Source organism: Actinokineospora sp. (assembly GCF_052390155.1).
GTDB lineage: Bacteria > Actinomycetota > Actinomycetes > Mycobacteriales > Pseudonocardiaceae > Actinokineospora.
Map to the genome: position 1 here is coordinate 26,540 of NZ_JBQTHF010000073.1, position 20,712 is coordinate 47,251.

Sequence of the window (20,712 nt, forward strand, 5' to 3'; positions counted from 1 at the left end):
TTCGGTCGACTCCGACGACCAGATCGACCTCGACGCCGCCTGACGGCCACACCCTCGTTCTCCGAACGGTTTCGGCTGCTTTGGGAAGGGACTGGCCCGCGCGAGCCGCGGGAGGGCATGTCCACCAACGCCCGCAGCAAGATCTTCTTCAACGCGAGCCCGGAGGACGCGCGCGAGCTGTCCCGGCACACCGCGCCCCGCAGCGGCCCGGCTCGCCACGACCCACGGGGATCGCCGACACCGGCCCACCGCCCGCGCAACGCCGACCCACGCCGCCACGCCTGACCTGACGACCGGCGGAAATCCTTGCCGCACAACCGACTGGTGAGAGGTAGGTATTGCTGGTGTGCACTATTCCCGCGTTCCTGACGGGATCTGCTGGGTGTTCGGTCGGTTGGTCAGCCGTTGAGGTTGGTGGTGGCAGGTTCGACAGCCGTGTCGGCCGCGAGATAGTCGGTCCAGCTGGCTTGGGCGAAGTTGGCCAGGAGTGGGCTGTTCCGGGATGGAAGCCGAACAGGTCGGCGACCACGATCGGCGGCAGTTCGCTGACCGCTTCGATCATCGCGGTGTTCCGGGCGGCGAGGGTTGGCAGTCCGTGCTGCCGCAGGAGGTTCTGTACCGTCCGAGCGCTTCGCGGCTTGCCCGGCCTACCGCCCGGCAGCAGATACCGGGGTTGGGCGATGTGCTCCTCGATCAGTGCCGCCAGCTTGGGTGGCAGCAAGACCGGGTGCTTGCCGAGGGTGAGGAACCCGTCGCCGTTGTCGCGTCGGCACGGCAGACGTGCTTGTCTTGATGGAACAACAAGCCGGATTGGCGCTCGATCCGTATTGGCTGAGTGTTCAGCGGCCTACCTACCGGATTCCTGAGCCCTACGGAATGTTCCGGGACATCGAGAACGCGGACAAACCCTGACGCGCGTCATTCGGACCGAGAGACGCGATATTTGTTGGCACGGGTCGGTATCCAAATGGTGTGGATGCAGTGGGATCGGTGGTTGCGACATCTCGTAACTGGCTGGATCTTCAGCGCAGGCCCTCAGGCGGTGACCAGGAGGCCGGTCAGGTACATCGCCACCATGCCCGCGCCGATGCCGCTGAGCACCGGCGGGGTGAGACGCTGGCCCACCTGACCTCGCAGCACCGGCCAGATCTGCACCATCACCTGCACGATTGCGCCCACGCCCGCACCGAGCAGGGCCGCCGACACGGCTGGGTTGTTCACGGTGGCGCCGAGCAGCGCGCCGATCACGGTCGGGCCGCCTGCCAGCAGGCCCAAACCCGCCAGGCGCACCAAGGTCGGCGGTCGCTCGGTCAGCGGCGCGGCGATCGCGAGGCCCTCGGTGGTGTTGTGGACCGCGAACCCGACCACCAGACCGGTGCCGAGGGCGAGTTCCCCGATGGCGTACGCGGACCCGATTGCCAGGCCCTCGCCGAGGTTGTGCAGGCCGATGCCGAGGGCGATCATCAGGGCGAGCCGGAAGCCGCCCGGCGAGTCGGCAGGCGCCCGCGACCGTGCCGTTCGGTCCACTACGGACAGTCCGAGGAACGCCAGCGCGCCGCAGAGGACGACCAGCATCCGGCCGCCGAACGCGGTGCCGGTCTGGTCGGCCAGCTCGATCGCCTCCAGGCTCGCGTCGACGGCGAGGAACAGGAGCAGGCCGACGGTGAGTCCCATGAGGACCTGCACCGCGCCGCGGCTGAGTCGACGCAGCATCGGGAGGAACAGCAGCCCGAGCACCACCGGGATGATCCCGACATAGCTGCCCAGCAACGCCATCAGCGCGAACAGCTTGCCGTCCGCGGACGGGGTCGGGGCGGCGGCGGCGATCTCGTACTCGATCACCGCGCCGGTCGAGGTGAGCAGGGTGACGTGGTAGGGCTGGCCGGTCTGCCATGGGTAGGACAGCCGCAGGGTGTCACTGTCCAGTCGGCTGATCGGGCGGTCGCCGCCGGTGAAGTCCACAAAGGAATCGTTGACGAACACCTGGGCCACCGCGACCGGGTCCGGCCTGCCGTTGCGCATCGACAGTTCGATGGTGCCGGGGGTCAGCACGGTCCGTTCGACGCTCAGTTCCTCCACCGGCGGCCCGGTGCGGTCGGGCAGGGTCCGGCCGCCGATCGACGCGAGCAGGGCCAGCGCGCCCGCCACGATCATCAGCGCCGCCAAGCCCGACGCCCACGTGGGGGCCTGCGCGCGGTTCATTCGACCACCTCGAAGAAGCCCATCCAGCCGAGATCGGCGAACTCGGTCTTGTGCGCGTGGAACATGAACCGGCCCGGATACGGGAACCGCAGCTCGCAGATCCCGCGCTGGCCCTGCACCTGCGCCACGGTGTCGGTCAGCTCGCTGGGCTCCAGCCGGGTGCCGGTCGGGTAGTAGTCGAAGAAGTTGCCGTGCAGGTGGAAACTGTTGATCGGGTCGTACTCCAGCACGTTGACCAGGTAGATGCGCACCAGCTCGCCGCGGCGCACCCGGACCGGCTCGTGCATGTAGTGGAACGGGATGCCGTTGACCGCGTAGAGCTGGTTGCCCTCGCCGTCGAAGGTGGTGTTGTAGCCGTGCATCACCATGACCAGTTCGTCGCCGGGCGGCCTGCCGCCCGGCGGGTCGACGACGAACGTGCCGTACAGGCCGCGGGCGATGTGCTCGGCCAGCGGACCGACGTGACAGTGATAGAGGTGCAGCCCGAACGGTTCCGCGTCGAACTCGTAGACCGTGCTGTCGCCCGGCGCGATCACACCCGCGCCGACGCCGGGAATCCCGTCCATCTCGGCCGGGTGGATGCCGTGGAAATGCATGGTGTGCGGGTGTTCGGAGCCGTTGGTGAACCGCACGCGCAGCCGGTCGCCCGCGGTGCAGCGCAGCGTCGGGCCGGGCACCCGGCCGTTGAACGTCCAGGCGGGGAACCGGAGTCCGGGGGCGACCTCGATCTCGTGGTCGACGGCGAATATCTCCCACTCGCGCAGCACGCGCCCGTCCGGGAGCCGGGAGGTGGTGCCGTAGTCGAACTCGCGCAACACCTCGGTCGGGTCGAACCCGTTCGCCCGGTGGTCGACCTGCGTGCCCTGGCGGAAGGTGGCGCCGTTCACCCCGCCGCCGTGGCCGCCGTGGCCGCCGCTGTGACCGCTGCCGTGGTTCTGGTGCTGACCAGCCGACGCGGCCAGCGCCGCCCCGCCGAACGGGAGCGCCGCCGTCCCGGCCAGGAACGCCCGCCGCGAGGTCATGCGACGCTCCCGTGCACCAGTCTGGTGAGTGTCGGTCCGAGGCCGTGCGCGTGCTGGTCGATCCGCACCCAGAGCGGCCCGCCGAACGGGGCGCGCTCGACTACGTCGAGCAGCACCCCGGGCCGGATTCCGAGGGTGCCGAGATAGCGCAGCGCCGCGCTGTCACGGTCGCTGATCCGCTCGACCAGGAAGGTGGCGCCGGGCTCGGTGTCGGCCAGCACGGAGGTCCAGGTCTCGACGTGGCCCCGGCCGCGCGGCGGGATCGGGTCGCCGTGCGGATCGTGCGTCGGATGGCCGAGGTAGGCGTCGATCCGCTGGACCAGGGCGTCGCTGACGGCGTGTTCGAGCACCTCGGCCTCGTCGTGCACCTCGTCCCACGGCACGGCGAGCACCTCGGCGAGGAACTGCTCCAGCAGCCGGTGGCGGCGCACCACGTCCAGGGCGTGCCGCAGCCCGTGGTCGGTCAGGGTCACCTGGTGGTCCTCGGTCCGCTCGGCCAAACCGTTGGCGGACAACCGTTTACACATCGCGGTGGCCGTCGGCGGGGCGATTCCCAGATAGCCCGCCAACGCGGACGTCGTCGTCGGTTCGTTCCGAGTGGACAGTGAGAAGATCGCTTTCAGCGCGTCCTCCACCGCCTCGGTATGGCTGATCCGGCAACACGAGGTCCCGGTTCGACGAGCGGGGTGAGCGCACATGAACCACGACGTTAGTGCGGACTAATGCCCCGTTGTAGTGCCGTCTCAATCTGCGACGGCACCGATTTCGGCATGCGTCATTTTGAGACGGCGGGCGTATCCTCGCCGTGGCACCCTGGCGGGTCGCACCTCATGATCGGGTCCACTCGGATGGAGTCGTCACGTGAACGAGCCCGAGCCCGCAGCGGAGACCTACAACCCGTGGAGTGTGGTGAATCTGGTGTTTCACCACTTGGCCGACGAAGGATTGCACCCGGTGCTCGGCGGCACCGACGACCCGGGTGAACCGGCGGCCGCATTGCTGAAGGCATTCGGCATCGAGCCGATGGTCGAGGGCAATCGACAGGTATCGCTCGCGATCAAGCAGCAGTTGACCGAGATTCGGGCGGTAATGCTCGGCGAGGAATAGTCAGCCGCGGCGCGATCTGGTCGGCACCGTGATGCCGTAGTTGCGAATCTTGCGATAGATGGTGGCCCGCGACATTCCGAGATCCCGGGCGGCGGCCGCGCGGTCGCCGTTGGTGCTGATCAGGCTTTCCACGATGGCGTCCCGCTCGATCGCCTCGACCTGGCTGAGCACCCGGCCGCTGATCGCGAGGCACTCCGCGGGCAGGTCGGCGAACTCGATCACGCCGGTCCGCCGGTGCGCCACGACCTTGCGCAGCGTGCCGACCAACTGCGCCACGTTGCCGGGCCACCGGTTGCGCATCAGCGCCCGCATGGCCTCCGGCGAACAGCTCAGGTCGGCGCCGCGGGTGAGCCGCTTGAGTTGCAGCGCCACCAGTTCGGGCAGGTCGTCCATGTGGTGGCGCAGCGGCGGCACGGCGACCGAGCGCGGCAGGCAGTCGACCACGCTGCCGAGGCCGCCGGTGAGTTCGGACCGGGCGCCGCGGGTGACGACCACCCACGGCTTGGGCAGCGCGACGCCGGCCCGCGCCGTCGCCAGCAGGTCGCCGAGCCGGACCAGCACGTCCTCGGCCAGGTGATCGACGTGGCGCAGGATCAGCGTGCCAGTGCCGCCTGCCAGTTCGCCGTGCACCTCGGAGAGCCACAGGTCGGGGTCGGCGCAGTCGTCGGCGTCGAGCACCCGCAGGTGCCCCTGCGGGGCGTGGATCAGGTGGGTGGCCCTGGCCAGGGTCAGCTTGCCGACGCCGACCTCGCCCTCCAGGTCCAGCCACTCGCCCGCGCGGTTGTAGGTCTCGACCTCCTGGCGGCAGCGCAGCCACAGCGAGTTCGACCCCGCCACCCCGGGCAGGGCGTACCGGCCGACCGGCTCGACGCGGTGCGCGGGCCGGTCGGTCTCCTCCGGCGCGGTGGGCTGCACCTGGACTATCCCGCCCATGCTCGGCGACCGCATCCAGCTCGGCTTGCAGTGCACGCGCGCGGTGGCGCCGCTGGGCAGGGTGGTGGTGAAGATCCTGGTGCGGCCAGTGGCCAGCGCCTGGGTGGCCAGCCCGAGCAGGGTCTCCAGGTCGTTCGGCTCGATCAGCTCGCGGGCGCTGTCGTTCATGATCACCAGGTCGTCGCCGACCGCGAGGACCGGGCCGTGGTTGCGTCGGCACGCCGCCAGATAGTCGTTGAACAGCCCCAGTTCGCGCCTGCCTACCTGGGCCAGCATGGCAGCCTCGATCCGGCCCGCGATGCTGGCGGCCGCCGCGGCCATGGTGGGGTTGGCGTCGGTGCGCCAACAGGTGATGTCGATCAGCCCGACCAGTTCGGCCGTGGTCGGGTGGCGGATGGGCGCGCCCGCGCAGGCCAGGTCTTCGAGGTGCTCGACGTAGTGTTCGTGCCCGATCACCATCGTCGGGCCGTTGCCGTGCAGCGCGGTGCCGATGCCGTTGGTGCCCGCGAACTGCTCGGCGTAGCTGAACCCAGGGGCCAGCGACACCCGGTCCAGCTTCTGGCGCAGGGGGTCGTCGCCGGTGCGGCGGTCGAGCACCACGCCCTGGGGGTCGGTGAGGATGACGCACGCGGGCTCGTCGGCGAACTGGTCGTTGATGTCGTCGAGGATCTGCTCGGCGGTGTGGGTGAGCAGCGAGTCGTGGTCGATCCCTTGCTGGTAGGGCAGTTCCAGGTTGCAGGCGTCGACTCGCCAGTCCCTGGAGCGGACCCAGGACGCCATGATGCTGTCGCGGACCACGCCGTCCTGAACGGGTTCGGCAGTCAGGAACAGTTCGCGCGCGAACGCCAGATTGCCGCCGCGCAGCCGCCGATTGCGGCTGTCCGTGGTCTCCGTATTCGTGTCACGTCGTGATGGTTGCACGCCGATCCACACCTGCCTCCGTGGAACCCCTTTGGTCCTGGTGGCCGCAGCACTTCGACTGGTGAGTCTAACTCACCAGCATGGTCGACGGTACTGACCGCGCGGAGGGGGCGCCGTCTCAGGTTGAGACCGCACATGCGGTGTCAGCCATGTGTGATCGCTTTATCAACTCGCGCCTCTAGGACCGGTCACGGCCGCAGGCAGGGCGTCTGCGCCAATGGAGAGCGACGGTGAGGAGTAGCTATGAGTCGGCAGAGTGTGGCAAAGGCTCACCAGAAGATCCAGGAACTTGCTTGGGAGCCGCAGTACCACGAGCCGGTGAAGCACTACGGCACTGACTACACATTCCGCAAGGCCCAGAAGAAGGACCCGCTCAAGCAGGTGCTGCGGTCCTACTTCCCGATGCAGGAGGAGAAGGACCACCGGGTCTACGGAGCGTCCGACGGAGCCATTCGCGGAAACATGTTCCGTCAGGTTCAGGAGCGGTGGATGGAATGGCAGAAGCTGTTCCTCAGCATCATTCCGCTGCCCGAGATCTCGGCGGCACGGGCGATGCCGCTGCTGTTCAGGACCGTCCCGAACCCCGAGCTGCACAACGGCCAGGCGATCCAGATGATCGACGAGGTCAGGCACTCGACGATCCAGCAGAACCTCAAGCGCCTGTACATGAACAACTACATCGACCCGGCGGGCTTCAACAAGAGCCTGCGGCACTTCCACAACGACTACTGCGGAACCATCGGCAGGCAGTTCGCCGAGGGGTTCATCACCGGTGACGCCATCACCGCGGCCAGCATCTACCTGACGATCGTGGCCGAGACCGCGTTCACCAACACCCTGTTCGTGGCGATGCCCGCCGAAGCCGCCGCCAACGGCGACTACCTGCTGCCCACGGTGTTCCACTCGGTGCAGTCCGACGAGTCCCGCCACATCAGCAACGGCTACGCGACGCTGCTCATGGCGCTGTCCGACGAGGGCAACCACGAGCTGCTCGCGCGCGACCTGCGCTACGCGTACTGGAACAACCACGCGGTCGTCGACGCGGCCATCGGCACCTTCATCGAGTACGGCACCAAGGACCGCCGCAAGGACCGCGAGAGCTACGCGGAGATGTGGCGCCGCTGGATCTACGACGACTACTACCGCAGCTACCTCGTCCCGCTGGAGAAGTACGGCCTGGAGATTCCGCACGACCTGGTCGAGGAGTCCTGGAACCGGATCTGGAACAAGGGCTACATCCACGAGGTGGCCCAGTTCTTCGCCACCGGCTGGCTGGTGAACTACTGGCGGATCGACCCGATGACCGACAAGGACTTCGAGTGGTTCGAGCACAAGTACCCGGGCTGGTACTCGAAGTACGGCGAGTGGTGGGAGAACTACAACCGCCTGTCGACCCCGAACGGGCACCTGCCGATCGCGTTCGAGGACGTCAACTACCAGTACCCGCACCGCTGCTGGACCTGCATGGTGCCCTGCCTCATCCGCGGTGACATCGTCATGGATGTCGTGGACGACCAGGCGCGCACGTACTGCTCGGAGACCTGCCACTGGACGGACAAGATCGCGTTCCGCCCGGTCTACAACGGACGGCAGACGCCGAACATGGGCAAGCTCATCGGGCACCGGGAGTGGGAGACGATCTACCACAACTGGAACGTGGCCGACATCGCGAAGGACATGGGAATCGTCCGCGACGACGAGAAGACCCTGATCCCGCAACCACATCTGAACCTCGACCCGAAGAAGATGTGGACGCTGGACCACCTGCGCAAGTGCCCGCCGTTCCCGAGCCCGAACGTGCTGCTCAACGAGATGTCCCCGGCCGACCGGGAAGCGACCATGGCGCACTACCGGCGTGGTGGCCCGGGTGGCAGGCCGGCACCCGCCGCCTGACCGCCCAGGGTGGGAAGGGCGGCACTTCGCCCTTCCCACCCGCACGCCCGCTGCCGTGAGGACGTCATGACCGACAAACATCTCGTTCGGTTCGAGCCGGTCGGCATCGAGATCGAGGTCGCCGAGGACCAGACGGTTCTGCGTGCGGCGGCCGAGCAGGGAATCATGCTCATGCACGGCTGCAAGGAAGGCCAGTGCGCCGCCTGCAAGTCCTTCCTGCTCGAAGGCGAAGACGTCGAACACGACCGCTACTCCACGTTCGCGCTGCCCGACTACGAGAAGGACGAGGGCTACACCCTGCTGTGTCGGGCGCATGTCTACGAGGACGTCGTGATCGAGCTCCTCAACTACGACGAGGAGATGATCCGGTCCGGGCTGCCGATCCAGCAGGCGGTGGCCGAGGTGGTGGCCAACGACTCGGTGACCCACGACATGCGGCACTTGGTGATCAAGCTGCTGGAACCCAGGGAGATCAAGTTCTTTCCCGGCCAGTACCTCGATTTCGCGGTGCCCGGGACCGAGGCCACCAGGTCGTTCTCCATGGCGAACACCTCCTGCAAGGACGACGGCAAGCTCGAATTCGTCATCAAGGTGTACCCCGACGGGCTGTTCTCCCAGTTCCTCGCCGCGGAGTTGAAGGTGGGGGACCGGCTCGACGTCACCGGGCCGTTCGGCGTGTTCACCCTGCGGGAGGGCCACGACGCCGACCTGGTCTTCGTCGGCGGCGGGGCGGGACTCGCGCCCATCCTGTCGCTGCTGCGCACCATCAGCGAGCGCGGGATCACCCGCAACGCCACGTTCTTCTACGGCGCGCGCCGGCGCCGGGACCTGTGTTTCGAGGCGGAACTGAAGGAACTGGAGGCGTCGATACCGGGGTTCCGGTACATCCCCGCGCTGTCCGAACCGACGGCGGAATGCGAGTGGGACGGCGAAGTCGGGCTGATCACCGACGTGGTGAAACGCGTCAAGGCCGACCTCACCGGATGTGACGCCTACGTCTGCGGCCCGCCACCCATGGTGGAGGCGGCCATGGCCATGTTGACCGGGGCAGGCGTGGCGGAGACGCGCATCTACTACGACAAGTTCACCACAACCGGCGATTCGGACGGCTGAGCCGAACGAGTCGTGTCGAGCACGGATTGGCGAGGTACGGATCGATGACGACCACACAGGAACGCAGCGTTCCCAAGCCGGTGTTCACCGACGCGGAGGCCGGTGCCAAGGAGTTTCCCGACTCCACCGCCCGCCGGTACAACTACTACACACCAACCAAGCGCAAGCAGTCGCACTACGAGGACGTGACCATCGAGGTCCAGCCCGACCCGCGGCACTACCTGAGCCAGGGCTGGCTCTACGGCTTCGCCGACGGCACCGGCGGGTACCCGCTGGAGTGGACCGCGCTCAAGGCGTGGGGCACCGACCGGCCGCTGCCCGAGCGCGGCATCGCCTCGGGCGGCACCGGCCATGAGTGGCCCGCGCTCGGCTGGCACGAGTTCCGCGACCCCAACGAGGAGTGGGAACTCACCCTCTACCGGTACAACGCCAACATCATTCGGCAGCTCACCCAGAACATCGAGGCGGCCAAGCAGTCCAAGGCGTTCGAGCAGTGGAGCGCCAACTGGATCCGGTTCGTGGAGAGCCACGTCGGTGCCTGGATGCACCCGGAGCACGGACTCGGGCTCTATGTGTTCGCCAACGCCAACCGGCGGGCACCGACCAACATGCACAACAACGCCATCGCCGTGAACAGCATGCACAGGATCCGGTCCGCACAGGATCTCGCGCTCTACAACCTGACTCTCACCGAAGAGGTTCCCGGGTTCGACGGCACCGCGCACCTGGAGGCGTGGAACAACGACAAGTGCTGGCAGGGCGTGCGCCGGGTTACCGAGGGCCTGACGGGCATCGACGACTGGTGCGAGGCGATCTTCGCGACCAACGTGGTGTTCGAGCCGCTGGTCGGCGAGCTGTTCCGTAGCCACCTGGTGCAGCAGGCCGCGCCCGGCAATGGCGACTTCGTCACCCCGACCGTTGTCGGCGCGTCCGAGTACGACTTCGCCCAGCGCGACCTGCGCTACACCAAGGCGATGTTCGAGCTGCTGACCAACGACAAGGAATTCGCGGGCCACAACAAGTCCGTGATCGGCGGGTGGCTGGCGAACTGGGTCCCGCAGTGCCTGGACGCCGCGCGCACGCTGCAGCCGCTGTGGTCTCAGCCCGATGTGAAGCCCCAGCGGTTCGAGGACGGGCTGGACCGGGTGAAGAACCGGTTCAGTGAACTGCTGACCTCGCTGAGTCTCGACGTTCCGAAGGAGTTGGCACAGTGACCTCCAAGATGGCCGATAGCCCGTTCAAAGCCAATGCGACCTCGTCCAACATGTGCGGCGTGACGCTGATGAACAACCAGATCGGCGCCCAGGTCGCCGAGGTCATGCGGGGCAAGGAAGGCGTCACCGTCACCCCGCTGCCATCGATGATCCGGGTCGACGCGATCAACCGGATGGACTTCGACTACGACGAGATCTCCGAGGCACTGGGCGAGGAACCGGGATTCTTCGACGCCGCGGAGTTCGAGGAGTCCATGTCGACGCACTACGGCCGCATGGTGCACGAGGACGACCGGACGATCATGTTCGCCAACCCCGAGGACGCGGCGGAGTACATCGGGTTCGACCTGCCTGCGGCCGTCTCCCGCTAGTAGTCCCACCCGCAATCCGAACTGGCGTGAGGAAACGCATATGTACGAGAAGGACGGCGAGAAGTACTTCGTGGTCGACGGGCACACCCACTTCTGGGATGCCAGCCCGGCCAACTGGGTTCCCGGTCAGGAGCAGTACGCCAAGGGCTGGATCGAGTGTTTCCACGCCTACCAGGGCCTCGGCCCGCCGGAGACGCACTGGTCGATCGAGGACTTCCAGAAGTACTCCGAAGAACGGATGATGAAGGACCTGTTCGAGGACGGTCACGTCGACGTCGCGATCTTCCAGCCGACGAACCTCAAGCAGTGGTACACCGAGGGGTTCAACACCACCGAGAAGAACGCCGCCCTGGCGGCGAAGCACCCGGGCCGGTTCGTGGTCAACACGAGCTGGGACCCGCGGGCGGGCGACGACGGGTTGCGTGAGCTGGAAGAGGCGGTGGAGCGCTACGGCTGCAAGGGAGCCAAGCTCTACACCGCCGAGTGGCGTGGCGAGTCCCGGGGCTGGAACCTCAAGACCCCCGAGGCCGCGCGGTACCTGGAGAAGTGCCAGGAACTGGGCGTGCGCAACATCCACGTGCACAAGGGCCCGACGATCTGGCCCTTGGACAAGGATGCCTTCGATGTGTCCGATGTGGACTTCGCGGCGACGAACTTCCCCGAGCTGAACTTCATCGTCGAGCACGTCGGGCTGCCCCGCATCGAGGACTTCTGCTTCATGGCCACCCAGGAGCCCAACGTCTACGCGGGTCTGGCGGTCGTGGTCGGCGGCCTCATGCACGCCCGGCCGCGGTTCTTCGCCAAGGTCATGGGCGAGCTGATGTTCTGGCTCGGCGAGGACAAGCTGATCTTCGGTGCGGACTACGCGATCTGGGAGCCGCGCTGGCAGGTCGAGGGCTTCGTCGACTGGAACATGCCGACCGGTGAGGAGTTCTCCGACTACGGGCAACTGTCCCTCACGGCCAAGAAGAAGATCCTCGGCCTGAACGCGGCCCGGCTCTACGACCTGGAGGTGCCCGAGGGCCTCGGCCTGGCCGCCGACCCGGAGGACAGCGCCACGCTCACCGAGACTGTCACCGTATGACGGTCTCGACCCCGCATGGCGATCTCGTCGACGCCGACCGGACCGCGGCCCTTGAGGTCGCGGTCTGGTCGGCGCTCGGCCATGTTCGGGATCCAGAGCTGGACGAGTCGGTCACCGAGCTCGGGTTCGTCGGCGCCTGCGAGGTGTCCGACGCAGGCGAGGTGTCTGTCCAATTGCGACTGCCGACTTACTTCTGCGCGCCGAACTTCGCCTTCCTGATGGTCGCCGACGCGCACGACGTGCTTGTCGCCGTGCCGGGGGTGCGGCACGTGGAGATCGAGTTGCTGGACCACTTCGCCTCGGACACGATCAACAGTGGCGTGGCGGCCCGGTCGGGATTCGTGGAGTCCTTCCAGGGCGAGGCGCAGAGCGAGTTGGACGGGCTGCGCGCGGACTTCGTGCGCAAGGCCGTGCTGGCGGGCACCGACCGGGTGTGCCGCCCGCTGCTGGCGGCGGGACGCACCGTGGCCGAGTTGGCCGAGATGACCGTCGGCGACGTCCCACCGTCGCCGGATCTGGAGCGGTTGTTGGCGCGCAGGACCGAACTGGGCCTGCCAGCCGGGCCGGACGCCGCGGTGCTGATCGACCCGGTGACCGGTGCGGCCGTCGGCGTCGAAGGGCTGCCGCTGCACCTGCGGCGCGCCCGGGTCACCAGAGTGAGTGTGGAAGCCAATGCCGGGGTCTGCCGGGGGCTGCTGCGGGAGCGGTACCCGGTGGTGGGCCCGGAAGTCGTGCGATCACAGGAGACATGATGAGAGCGGTCCGTCTGCACAGCTACCACACCCAACCCGTGATCGAGCAGGTGCCGGAGCCGACCATCTCCGGGCCGCTGGACGTGATCGTCAAGATCGGTGGCGCGGGCGTGTGCCGCACCGATCTGCACATCATCGAAGAGCAGTGGGCGGACAAGAGCGGCGTCGTGCTGCCGTACACGATCGGGCACGAGAACGCGGGCTGGGTGGCCGAGATCGGCGCCGCGGTGACCAACGTCGCGGTCGGCGACACGGTGATCTTGCACCCCACCCCGACCTGCGGCCTGTGTCAGGCCTGCCGTGCGGGGCAGGACATGCACTGCACCGACAACGCGTTCCCCGGCATCGACAGCGACGGCGGCATGGCCGAGTTCCTGCGCACGTCGGCCCGCGCGTGCGTGAAGCTCGAATCGACGACCCGCCCGGAGGACGTGGCGGCGTTGGCGGACGCGGGGATCACCGCCTACCACGCGGTCCGCAAGGCCGTACCGCTGCTGTACCCCGGTACGGTATGCGTGGTGATCGGCGCGGGCGGCCTCGGCCACATCGGCATCCAGTGCCTCGACGCGCTCACCGCCACCACGATCGTCGTGGTGGACCGCAACCCGGACGCGCTCAAGCTCGCCGAGCAGCTCGGTGCCCACCACACCGTGGTCGCCGACGGCAGCCATGTCGACGCGGTGCTGGAAATGACCGGCGGCGTGGGCGCCGAGGTGGTGCTCGACTTCGTGGCCGAGCAGGGCGCGCAGCAGGAGGGGTTCGCGATGACCCGGCGCAACGGCAGCTACGCGGTGATCGGCTACGGCAGCAACCTCGACATCCCGACGATCGACATCATCTCCACCGAGCGCAACATCATCGGCAACCTGGTCGGCACGTACAACGACCTGGCCGAGCTGATGGTGCTCGCGCAGGCGGGCAAGGTCACCCTGCACACCAGGACCTACCCGCTTGACGGCGCGCTCGACGCGCTCGCCGACCTCGACGCCGGCCGGGTTCGCGGCCGCGCCATCCTCGTCCCCTGATTCCCTTCCACACCAAGGAGAAAAGCCATGGCCAAGGAACTGCGGTTCGACTCCGAAGCGCGTGATCTGCTGCGAGCGGGCGTGGACAAGCTGGCGGACGCGGTCAAGTCGACCCTCGGACCCAAGGGCCGCAACGTGATCATCGAGAAGATCACCGGGACGCCGGTGGTCACCAACGACGGCGTGACGATCGCCAAGGAGATCTACCTGAGCGACCAGTTCGAGAACATGGGCGCCCAGTTGGTCAAGGAAGCCGCGATCAAGACCAACGACATGGTCGGCGACGGCACCACCACGGCGACGGTGATCGCGCAGGCCATCGTGCGCGAGGGGATGAAGGCGATCGGCGGCGGGGGCAACCCGGTGCTGGTCAAGCGCGGCATCGACCTGGCGGTCGGCAGGCTGGTCGAGCACCTGCACAAGGTCGCGCACCCGGTGGCCACCGAACTGGACTACCAGCGCGTCGCGGCGATCTCGGCCAACGACGACGACGCGGTCGGCGCCGTCATCGCCCGCGCGCTGTTCACCGTGGGGGACAGCGGAATCGTCACGGTCGAGGAGACCTCGGACAACGGCATCCGGGTGGACTTCGTCGAGGGCTTCGAGTTCGACAACGGCTACCTCTCGCCCTACCTGGTGACCAACCCGGCCCGGCTCGAAGCCACCCTGGACAATCCCTACATTCTCCTGTGCAGCGACCGGATCTCCCAGGTGCAGTCGCTGCTTCCGTTGCTGGACAAGATAATGCGCGCGCCCCGGCCGCTGCTGGTGATCGCCGAGACGATCGAGGGCACCGCGCTGTCCATGCTGGTGCACAACCACGTCAGCGGCGTTTTCACCGCGTGCGCGGTGAAGGCGCCCGGCTTCGGCGACCGCAGGCTGCGCAAGCTGGAGGATCTCGCCGCGGTCACCGGCGGCGCGGTGCTCAGCAAGCACTCGGGATTCACCCTGGAGACCATGACGCTGGACCACCTCGGCCGGGCGGACCAGGTGTTGATCACCGAGAACAACACCACGATCGTCGGCGGCGGCGGATCGGCCGACGCCGTCGAGTTCCGGGTCGCCCAGTTGCGGGCCGAGCTGGAGCGGGCGTCGTTCGGGGTGGACGAAGATGTGCTCAGCGAACGGATCGGTGCGCTCAGCGGCAAAGTCGCGGTGATCAGGGTCGGCGCGCCGACACCCGCCGAGCTCAAGGAAACCCAGCACCGGGTGGAAGACGCGCTGTCGGCCACCCGGGCCGCGATGGCCGAGGGCATCGTGGCGGGCGGCGGCGCCGCGCTGCTGCACTCCGAGCAGGCGCTCGACGACCTCGACGTGACCGGCGACTACGCCATCGGTGTGGAGATCGTGCGGCGCTCGCTCACCGAGCCCGCGTTCCTCATCGCCAGCAACGCCGGGTACGCGGGCCAGGAGGTCGTCGCCAAGACCACCGAACTCGGTCTGGACGAAGGGTTCGACGCGCTGGAAGGCCGCTACGGCGACCTGGTCGAGATGGGCATCATCGACCCGCTGCGGGTGGTGCGCAGCGCGTTGCAGAACGGCGCGTCGGTGGCTGGTCTGCTGCTCACGACGAACTCGCTGATCGCCGAGGCGCAGACCCCGTGGGGCGGCAGCGCTGCCCTGATGACCGAGTACGGCGAGCTGGACGAGGGCCTGCGCCAGCCGTCGCCGGACGCCAGCACACCGCAGTCGCTCGGGCTCGGCCCGTCGGTCGGATGAGTGCCCACACCCGGTGTCTGTCCGACTCGCTCGACGGACTCGCCGCCCTCGGCTGGTGCATCGACACCACGCCGCGGGCGGCGCCCGTCCGCGAAGGGAGGAGAACCCCCCACCCACGTGTGGGCCCGGTCGTGTCGCGGCGCCCGGGTTCACCCAGTCTCGGCGATGATCGCGTGACGGAGGCCGCACATGGTGGATGACCTGCTGCTGCGCGCGGCGGCGTTCGGCGGGTTCGGGATGGTCGCGATGACCGTCTATCTGGTGGCGGTGCGGTTCGTGGACTGGGAGCTGATCCCACGCTCCGCGCTGCGTCGGGCTCGGTGGTGGCAGCGGCACGCGCACACCGTGCTCTGGGCGAGTCTGGTGGTCACCGCGGTGACGCTGTCCACTGTGGTCATTCGGACGGTTGTCTAGCGGCCGTCCGGCCAGGAGGGGTCGGTGGTCAGCACGGTGAGCCGCTGGGTCGCGCGGGTCAGCGCCACGTACAGGGTCCGCGGGCCCGTGGTCGACTCCGCCACCAGCTCCCCGGGCGCCACGAGCACGACCGCGTCGTACTCCAAACCCTTGGACTCCAAGCCGTCCACCACCCGTAGGCGTTCTTCGCCCAAGGCCAGCACGGCTTCGCGCATGGCGTCCACCCGGCCGGAGCCGGTGATCACCCCGACCGTGCCGTCGACCACCTCCAGCAGCTCCCGCGCCGCCGCGACCGCGCCCGGGGTCAGCTCGGCCGCCGAACACACCCGCACCGAGGGTTCGATTCCCGTGCTGCGCACGGCATGCGGCAACTGGTCGGCGGTGGCCACGTCGGTGACGACGCGGCCGGCGAGCCGGAATATCTCCGCCGAGTTCCGGTAGTTCGTGCGCAGCGCGAATCGCCGCCGCGGCGCGCTCGGCCCGCCGAACGCCGCGTCCTGGGCCTGGCGGGCCTCGGCCGGGTCCGGCCAGGAACTCTGCACCGGGTCGCCCACGACGGTCCAGCTCGCGTACTTCCCGCGCCTGCCGACCATCCGCCACTGCATCGGCGAGAGATCCTGCGCCTCGTCCACCACGATGTGCGAGTACTCGTCGTAGTCGTCGGGGCGGTGATAGCCGGGGCCGCTCTGCCGCTCCGACCACGTGCGCAGCTCCGCGGCGGAGGTGTCCACCCGGCGCCTGCGCCGCTTCGGCGGCTTGCCCAGCAGCACCCGCAGTTCGTCCAGCAGGGCGACGTCGGCCGTGGTCGGGCCCGCCGCCGGGTCGGCCCAGGAGTCGGCCACCAGGTCCACTTCGGACCGGGTGAGCACCCGGCCCGCGGCCCGCGCGAGCCGCCTGCGGTCCGACAGGGACAGCAGGATCTCCGCCGGAGTGACGATTCGCCACCACACCACGACGAACCGGTGGAAGTCGATTCGCTCGCCCAGGTCGGTGATCAGCTCGGCCCGGTTGACCGGGAAGTCTTCATAGGAATCCGCCTTGCGCCACAACGCTTCCAGCAGTGCCTCCGCGGCGTCCACTCTGGACTGATTCGGCGGACGCCGTCCATTGTGGACCTTGGTGCGCACCGCGTCCAGCTCGCGCGCGTCGAGCTTGAGCACCTCGCCCCGGTAGACGATGCGCAGCTCGGTCGGCGCGTCCGGCGGCGCGTCGCGCATCGCCTTCTTCAGCACCCGGCGCATCCGCAGCGACCCCTTGACCGCGGCGATCGGCGCCGGGTCGACCCGGGTCGCCTTGACCCCGTCGAGCAGGTCGCTGAGCGCGCGCAGCTCCACGTTGTCCTCGCCCATCGACGGCAGCACGCGCGAGATATACGAGGTGAACGCCGCGGACGGGCCAACCACCAGCACGCCCGAGCCGCCCATCCGGCGGCGGTCGCGGTAGAGCAGGTACGCCACCCGGTGCAGCGCCACCGCCGTCTTGCCGGTGCCCGGCCCGCCGGTGATCTCGGTGACCCCGCGCCACGGCGCGCGGATCGCCTCGTCCTGCTCGCGCTGGATGGTGGCCACGATGTCGCGCATGTTCGACCCGCGCGCCCGGGTCAGGCTCGCCATCAGCGCCCCCTCGCCGACCACGGCCAAGCCGTCGAGCTCGTGCTCGGGCATCAGCAGGTCGTCATCGATGTCGACCACGCTCTGCCCGGTCGAGCGGATCACCCGGCGGCGCACCACGTCCATCGGCTGCTCGGCAGTCGCCTGGTAGAACGGCCCCGCCGCGGGCGCGCGCCAGTCGGTGACCAGGTTGTCGAAGTTCTCGTCGCGCACCCCGAGCCGCCCGACGTACATCGTCTCGCCGTCGGTGCTGTCGAGCCTGCCGAACACCAGGCCCTCGTGCTCGGCGTCGAGCGTGCGCAGGATCTGGTTGGCGTGGCGGACCATCACGTCCCGGTCGAACAGCATCGCGGCCTGCTCGAAGACGGCCTCGTTGCGCGCGCCGTGCGCGAGCTCGTCGCCGCGGGTGCGCATCGCCTCGGCCTCGACGCGCATCTCGGCGACCCGCGCGTAGACGACGTCTACGTGACGCTGCTCGACCGCGATCTCGGCCTCTCTCACAGAGGTCTCCGACACGCAGCGCTCCCACGGTTGTTCGGACGGGAGAGCGAGATTACGCGCTTTGGCTCCGGCCCGAATCGTCCGCGTGGCCGATGTGCGCCGGCTCACCCCGGTTGGGTGACGTTCCACGGCGGTCGGGCACCATGGGCCGGTGACGAGGATAGTCGCGGGCGCCGCCGGTGGCAGGCGGCTGGCCGTGCCCCCGAAGGGCACCCGGCCCACCGCGGACCGGGTGCGGGAGGCGCTGTTCAGCGCCCTGGAATCCGCTGTGGACCTCGACGGCGCCCGGGTGCTCGACCTCTACGCCGGGTCCGGCGCGCTCGGCCTGGAGGCGCTGTCGCGGGGCGCCGTGGTGGCCACGCTGGTGGAGTCCGACCGGGCCGCGGTCGCCGTGCTGCGCGACAACGCCGCTGCCGTCGGGCTGCCCGGGGCGGACATCCGGCCGGGCCGGGTCGCGCAGGTGCTCGCCGCCGCGCCGGAGGCCGCCTACGACCTCGTGTTCGCCGACCCGCCGTACGCGGTGCCCGGTCCCGAGTTGGCCGCCGTGCTCGCCGCGCTCGTCGGCAACGGCTGGACCGCGCCGGGCTCGACCGTGATCGTGGAGCGCGCCCGCCGCTCCGGCGAGCCCGACTGGCCTGCCGCCCTCGCCCCGGGCCGCACCCGGCGCTACGGCGACACCGAACTGCACTGGGCCACACACGTCACCGCGCCGCCGTGACGCCCGGATTCGGCTGCTACGGTCCGGGCCCATGACGCGCGCTGTGTGTCCCGGCTCGTACGACCCGCCCACCAACGGCCACCTCGACATCATCGCGCGCGCCGCGAGCCTGTTCGACGAAGTGGTCGTCGCGGTCATGATCAACAAGAACAAGCGCGGGCTGTTCACCGTCGAGGAACGCATGGAGATGCTGGCCGAGCTGGCCGCCGACCTCCCGAACGTGCGCGTCGACTCCTGGTACGGCCTGCTGGTCGACTACTGCGCCCAACACGACGTCCAGGCCATCGTCAAGGGCCTGCGCGCGGTCAGCGACTTCGACTACGAGCTGCAGATGGCGCAGATGAACCAGGGCCTGACCGGCGTGGAGACCATGTTCATGCCGACCTCGCCCGCGAACAGCTTCCTGTCCAGCTCGCTGGTCAAGGAGGTCGCCACCTTCGGCGGCGAGGTCTCCCACCTGCTCCCCCCGAACGTGCACCAGCGCCTGGTCAAGCGGCTCGCCGAGAACGCCTGACGGCCACCTCGCGCGGAGGTGGCCGTCTGGAGGCTCAGCGCGACGGGCGCAGGAACCGCGGCGGGGTGAACCGGACGAACGCGGGCGGCATGGCCTGCTCGTGGAACGTCAGCAGGTCGAGCACCAGGTGGAACCGCCCGTCGAACGCGCCCGCCGCGGCGTTCAGCTGGTCGGGGCTCGTGTCGGGCCACCGGCCGCTGTCGATCCGGGCGAACAGGGTCCGCAGCGCGACGATCTCGTCGGCCGCGCTGAACGCGCAGTGGCTGCCGCGGTCGACGTAGAGCTGCCGCAGCCGGTTCGGGTCACCCGCGCGGCGGACCTGCTCGGCGTACCAACGCTCCTGGTCGACCATCGCGCCGCCGTCACCCGTGTCGTGCAGCGTGACCACGGGCGCCGGGGTCGTCCCGCGCGGGACGGCGTGGCGGTACATGTAGGCCAGGGCGGCCGGGTCGGCGCTGATTCGCGGCGCCGCCGCCAGCAGGCCGAGGTCGGCGCTCGGGTCGGCGCCCGCCGCCCGGTACGCCTGCTCGACCAGCTCACGCTGACTCGATCGGGCGAGCTGGCGGCCGTAGTCGACGCCCGTGTTCCAGGACGGGTTGCCGCCCGCGCGCCGCTCCAGGTCCACCCGCCCGGTCGGGCCGAGCCCGCCGACGTAGGCCCCGTGCGTCCACGCCGCCTGCTGGCCGATCCGCTCGACCAGATCGGTCGGCCGGGGCGCGTGCGCCGACGCCCAGTCCGGGATGTTGCCGAACGCGCCCGCCAGCGCCAGCCGGGCCCGGCCCAGCGGTGTGGTCAGCGCCCGCTCGACAGCGTGTTGCAATGCCCGGCCGCTGGCCGCCGGGTCAGTCGCGCGGACCAGGTCGACGCCCTGGTCGGGGGCGAGCAGCGCGCGGACCGTGAACGCGACGTCCAGCGCGGTGTTCCACGACCCGTTCAGGTCGAGGTCGCCGCACTGGGCCAGCACCCCGGCGAACCGGCGCGGATTCCGTTCGGCCAGCAGCACCGAGATCCCGCCGCCCATCGACATCCCGCTGGCGACCGTCCGGCGCGGGCGCCCGACCCGCGCGGCGAACCAGTCCAGCAGCGCGACCTGGTCGTGCAGCGCCTGCTCGACCGCGAAGCCCGTACGGCCGCGGTAGTCCGACCCGGCCAGCGCGTACCCGTGGTCGAGCAGCCACTCCTCGGTCTCCGGCCGGGTCGCGAGCCAGATCCCGGGCGGCACCTCGGGGGTGTAGTAGCCGTGGCTGTAGAGCACCAGGGTGCCGTTCCAGCGCCGCGGCACCTCGACCCGGAAGTCCGCGCCCTCGATCGTGCCCGTGTAACTGCGCCGCTCGTCCTCCTCGGCGGCCGCCTGGCCGCCCAGGCTGACGAGAAGTCCGACGAGGAGTCCGACGAGGAGTCCGATGAGGACTCCCCTCTTCCGCTGAGCCATGGTCCTGTCCTTCCGCCGGTGGATCGGTTCGCCGGTACGTCGGAGCGGACGAGACCGGCTGGACATCCCCGCGGCGGAAACTTTCTGGGGCAGAATTCGCGGACCGGTGTCCATCCCGGGCGGGCCGCTCCGACGTCACCGGCGGAAGATGCCCACGGCGGGCATCG

19 protein-coding genes are annotated in these 20,712 nt (G+C 69.2%); 13 read left to right on the top strand and 6 right to left on the bottom strand.

The features are described from left to right. The first annotated feature begins 502 nt into the window (after positions 1-502). On the top strand, positions 503-793 hold the full coding sequence (locus tag ACT4N7_RS23895; RefSeq protein ID WP_444831072.1) for a hypothetical protein: 291 nt from the start codon (positions 503-505) through the stop codon (positions 791-793). Positions 794-1,035: 242 nt separating this feature from the next. Here the strand turns inward: ACT4N7_RS23895 and ACT4N7_RS23900 are convergent, their stop codons facing one another. From ACT4N7_RS23900 to ACT4N7_RS23910, 3 genes are read right to left on the bottom strand one after another with little or no spacing between them, the layout of a single operon-like run. Then, positions 1,036-2,202 carry a ZIP family metal transporter gene (locus tag ACT4N7_RS23900; protein WP_444831073.1) on the bottom strand — a complete coding sequence of 389 codons (1,167 nt, stop codon included), beginning with the start codon at positions 2,200-2,202 and terminating at the stop codon, positions 1,036-1,038. Beyond that, a complete protein-coding gene (locus ACT4N7_RS23905) occupies positions 2,199-3,224 on the bottom strand; it encodes a multicopper oxidase domain-containing protein (RefSeq protein ID WP_444831074.1) in 1,026 nt (341 codons plus the stop codon). The genes ACT4N7_RS23900 and ACT4N7_RS23905 overlap by 4 nt, the downstream gene beginning before the upstream one ends. After that, complete coding sequence (locus ACT4N7_RS23910) at positions 3,221-3,859, bottom strand: metal-dependent transcriptional regulator (protein WP_444831075.1); 639 nt, start codon at positions 3,857-3,859, stop codon at positions 3,221-3,223. The genes ACT4N7_RS23905 and ACT4N7_RS23910 overlap by 4 nt, the downstream gene beginning before the upstream one ends. 226 nt (positions 3,860-4,085) lie before the next feature. Between ACT4N7_RS23910 and ACT4N7_RS23915 the strand changes: the two genes are divergently transcribed. Continuing rightward, on the top strand, positions 4,086-4,331 hold the full coding sequence (locus ACT4N7_RS23915) for a hypothetical protein (protein ID WP_444831076.1): 246 nt from the start codon (positions 4,086-4,088) through the stop codon (positions 4,329-4,331). Here ACT4N7_RS23915 and ACT4N7_RS23920 read toward each other — a convergent pair whose 3' ends face one another. Beyond that, positions 4,332-6,185 (bottom strand): sigma-54-dependent Fis family transcriptional regulator, encoded by a 1,854-nt coding sequence (locus ACT4N7_RS23920; RefSeq protein ID WP_444831077.1) that lies wholly within the window; start codon positions 6,183-6,185, stop codon positions 4,332-4,334. It abuts the gene before it with no gap. Positions 6,186-6,428: 243 nt separating this feature from the next. On the opposite strand from ACT4N7_RS23920, the gene ACT4N7_RS23925 reads away from it, so the two are divergent. The 9 genes from ACT4N7_RS23925 (at position 6,429) to ACT4N7_RS23965 (ending at position 15,770) form a co-directional block, all read left to right on the top strand. Continuing rightward, entirely contained in the window at positions 6,429-8,078 is a 1,650-nt protein-coding gene (locus tag ACT4N7_RS23925) for a methane monooxygenase (RefSeq protein WP_444831078.1), read from the top strand. Between the two features lie 66 nt (positions 8,079-8,144). Further along, entirely contained in the window at positions 8,145-9,191 is a 1,047-nt protein-coding gene (locus tag ACT4N7_RS23930; RefSeq protein WP_444831079.1) for an NADH:ubiquinone reductase (Na(+)-transporting) subunit F, read from the top strand. A 44-nt stretch (positions 9,192-9,235) separates the two neighbouring features. Next, complete coding sequence (locus ACT4N7_RS23935; protein WP_444831080.1) at positions 9,236-10,405, top strand: toluene hydroxylase; 1,170 nt, start codon at positions 9,236-9,238, stop codon at positions 10,403-10,405. 8 nt (positions 10,406-10,413) lie between these two features. Further along, positions 10,414-10,776: a propane 2-monooxygenase effector subunit MimD gene (gene mimD / locus ACT4N7_RS23940; protein WP_444831156.1), complete on the top strand. Its 363-nt coding sequence runs from the start codon at positions 10,414-10,416 to the stop codon at positions 10,774-10,776. Positions 10,777-10,816: 40 nt separating this feature from the next. Further along, positions 10,817-11,860: an amidohydrolase family protein gene (locus tag ACT4N7_RS23945; protein WP_444831081.1), complete on the top strand. Its 1,044-nt coding sequence runs from the start codon at positions 10,817-10,819 to the stop codon at positions 11,858-11,860. After that, positions 11,857-12,612 (top strand): metal-sulfur cluster assembly factor, encoded by a 756-nt coding sequence (locus ACT4N7_RS23950; protein WP_444831082.1) that lies wholly within the window; start codon positions 11,857-11,859, stop codon positions 12,610-12,612. The genes ACT4N7_RS23945 and ACT4N7_RS23950 overlap by 4 nt, the downstream gene beginning before the upstream one ends. Continuing rightward, on the top strand, positions 12,612-13,637 hold the full coding sequence (locus ACT4N7_RS23955; RefSeq protein ID WP_444831083.1) for an NAD(P)-dependent alcohol dehydrogenase: 1,026 nt from the start codon (positions 12,612-12,614) through the stop codon (positions 13,635-13,637). The genes ACT4N7_RS23950 and ACT4N7_RS23955 overlap by 1 nt, the downstream gene beginning before the upstream one ends. A 27-nt stretch (positions 13,638-13,664) precedes the next feature. Further along, positions 13,665-15,356: a chaperonin GroEL gene (gene groL / locus ACT4N7_RS23960; RefSeq protein ID WP_444831084.1), complete on the top strand. Its 1,692-nt coding sequence runs from the start codon at positions 13,665-13,667 to the stop codon at positions 15,354-15,356. Between the two features lie 189 nt (positions 15,357-15,545). Next, positions 15,546-15,770, top strand: a complete 225-nt coding sequence (locus tag ACT4N7_RS23965; protein ID WP_444831085.1) for a hypothetical protein — start codon at positions 15,546-15,548, stop codon at positions 15,768-15,770. Here the strand turns inward: ACT4N7_RS23965 and ACT4N7_RS23970 are convergent. Then, the gene (locus ACT4N7_RS23970) at positions 15,767-17,896 is read right to left on the bottom strand and encodes a HelD family protein (RefSeq protein WP_444831086.1); all 2,130 of its coding nucleotides are present in this window, start codon (positions 17,894-17,896) and stop codon (positions 15,767-15,769) included. The two genes, ACT4N7_RS23965 and ACT4N7_RS23970, sit on opposite strands and share 4 nt — an antisense overlap. Before the next feature lie 136 nt (positions 17,897-18,032). Between ACT4N7_RS23970 and rsmD the strand changes: the two genes are divergently transcribed. Further along, complete coding sequence (gene rsmD / locus ACT4N7_RS23975) at positions 18,033-18,599, top strand: 16S rRNA (guanine(966)-N(2))-methyltransferase RsmD (protein ID WP_444831087.1); 567 nt, start codon at positions 18,033-18,035, stop codon at positions 18,597-18,599. Between the two features lie 31 nt (positions 18,600-18,630). Beyond that, positions 18,631-19,113: a pantetheine-phosphate adenylyltransferase gene (coaD, locus tag ACT4N7_RS23980; RefSeq protein ID WP_444831088.1), complete on the top strand. Its 483-nt coding sequence runs from the start codon at positions 18,631-18,633 to the stop codon at positions 19,111-19,113. Between the two features lie 34 nt (positions 19,114-19,147). On the opposite strand, the gene ACT4N7_RS23985 is transcribed toward coaD, so the two are convergent. Then, the gene (locus tag ACT4N7_RS23985; RefSeq protein ID WP_444831089.1) at positions 19,148-20,545 is read right to left on the bottom strand and encodes an alpha/beta hydrolase family protein; all 1,398 of its coding nucleotides are present in this window, start codon (positions 20,543-20,545) and stop codon (positions 19,148-19,150) included. Positions 20,546-20,712 lie beyond the last annotated feature (167 nt).

Coding starts and splice junctions, on each gene's coding strand:
- ACT4N7_RS23895 (WP_444831072.1), top strand. CDS start 503: ATGGAAGCCGAACAGGTCGGCGACCACGATCGGCGGCAGTTCGCTGAC.
- ACT4N7_RS23900 (WP_444831073.1), bottom strand. CDS start 2,202: ATGAACCGCGCGCAGGCCCCCACGTGGGCGTCGGGCTTGGCGGCGCTG.
- ACT4N7_RS23905 (WP_444831074.1), bottom strand. CDS start 3,224: ATGACCTCGCGGCGGGCGTTCCTGGCCGGGACGGCGGCGCTCCCGTTC.
- ACT4N7_RS23925 (WP_444831078.1), top strand. CDS start 6,429: ATGAGTCGGCAGAGTGTGGCAAAGGCTCACCAGAAGATCCAGGAACTT.
- ACT4N7_RS23930 (WP_444831079.1), top strand. CDS start 8,145: ATGACCGACAAACATCTCGTTCGGTTCGAGCCGGTCGGCATCGAGATC.
- ACT4N7_RS23935 (WP_444831080.1), top strand. CDS start 9,236: ATGACGACCACACAGGAACGCAGCGTTCCCAAGCCGGTGTTCACCGAC.
- mimD (WP_444831156.1), top strand. CDS start 10,414: ATGGCCGATAGCCCGTTCAAAGCCAATGCGACCTCGTCCAACATGTGC.
- ACT4N7_RS23945 (WP_444831081.1), top strand. CDS start 10,817: ATGTACGAGAAGGACGGCGAGAAGTACTTCGTGGTCGACGGGCACACC.
- ACT4N7_RS23950 (WP_444831082.1), top strand. CDS start 11,857: ATGACGGTCTCGACCCCGCATGGCGATCTCGTCGACGCCGACCGGACC.
- ACT4N7_RS23955 (WP_444831083.1), top strand. CDS start 12,612: ATGAGAGCGGTCCGTCTGCACAGCTACCACACCCAACCCGTGATCGAG.
- groL (WP_444831084.1), top strand. CDS start 13,665: ATGGCCAAGGAACTGCGGTTCGACTCCGAAGCGCGTGATCTGCTGCGA.
- ACT4N7_RS23965 (WP_444831085.1), top strand. CDS start 15,546: ATGGTGGATGACCTGCTGCTGCGCGCGGCGGCGTTCGGCGGGTTCGGG.
- coaD (WP_444831088.1), top strand. CDS start 18,631: ATGACGCGCGCTGTGTGTCCCGGCTCGTACGACCCGCCCACCAACGGC.
- ACT4N7_RS23985 (WP_444831089.1), bottom strand. CDS start 20,545: ATGGCTCAGCGGAAGAGGGGAGTCCTCATCGGACTCCTCGTCGGACTC.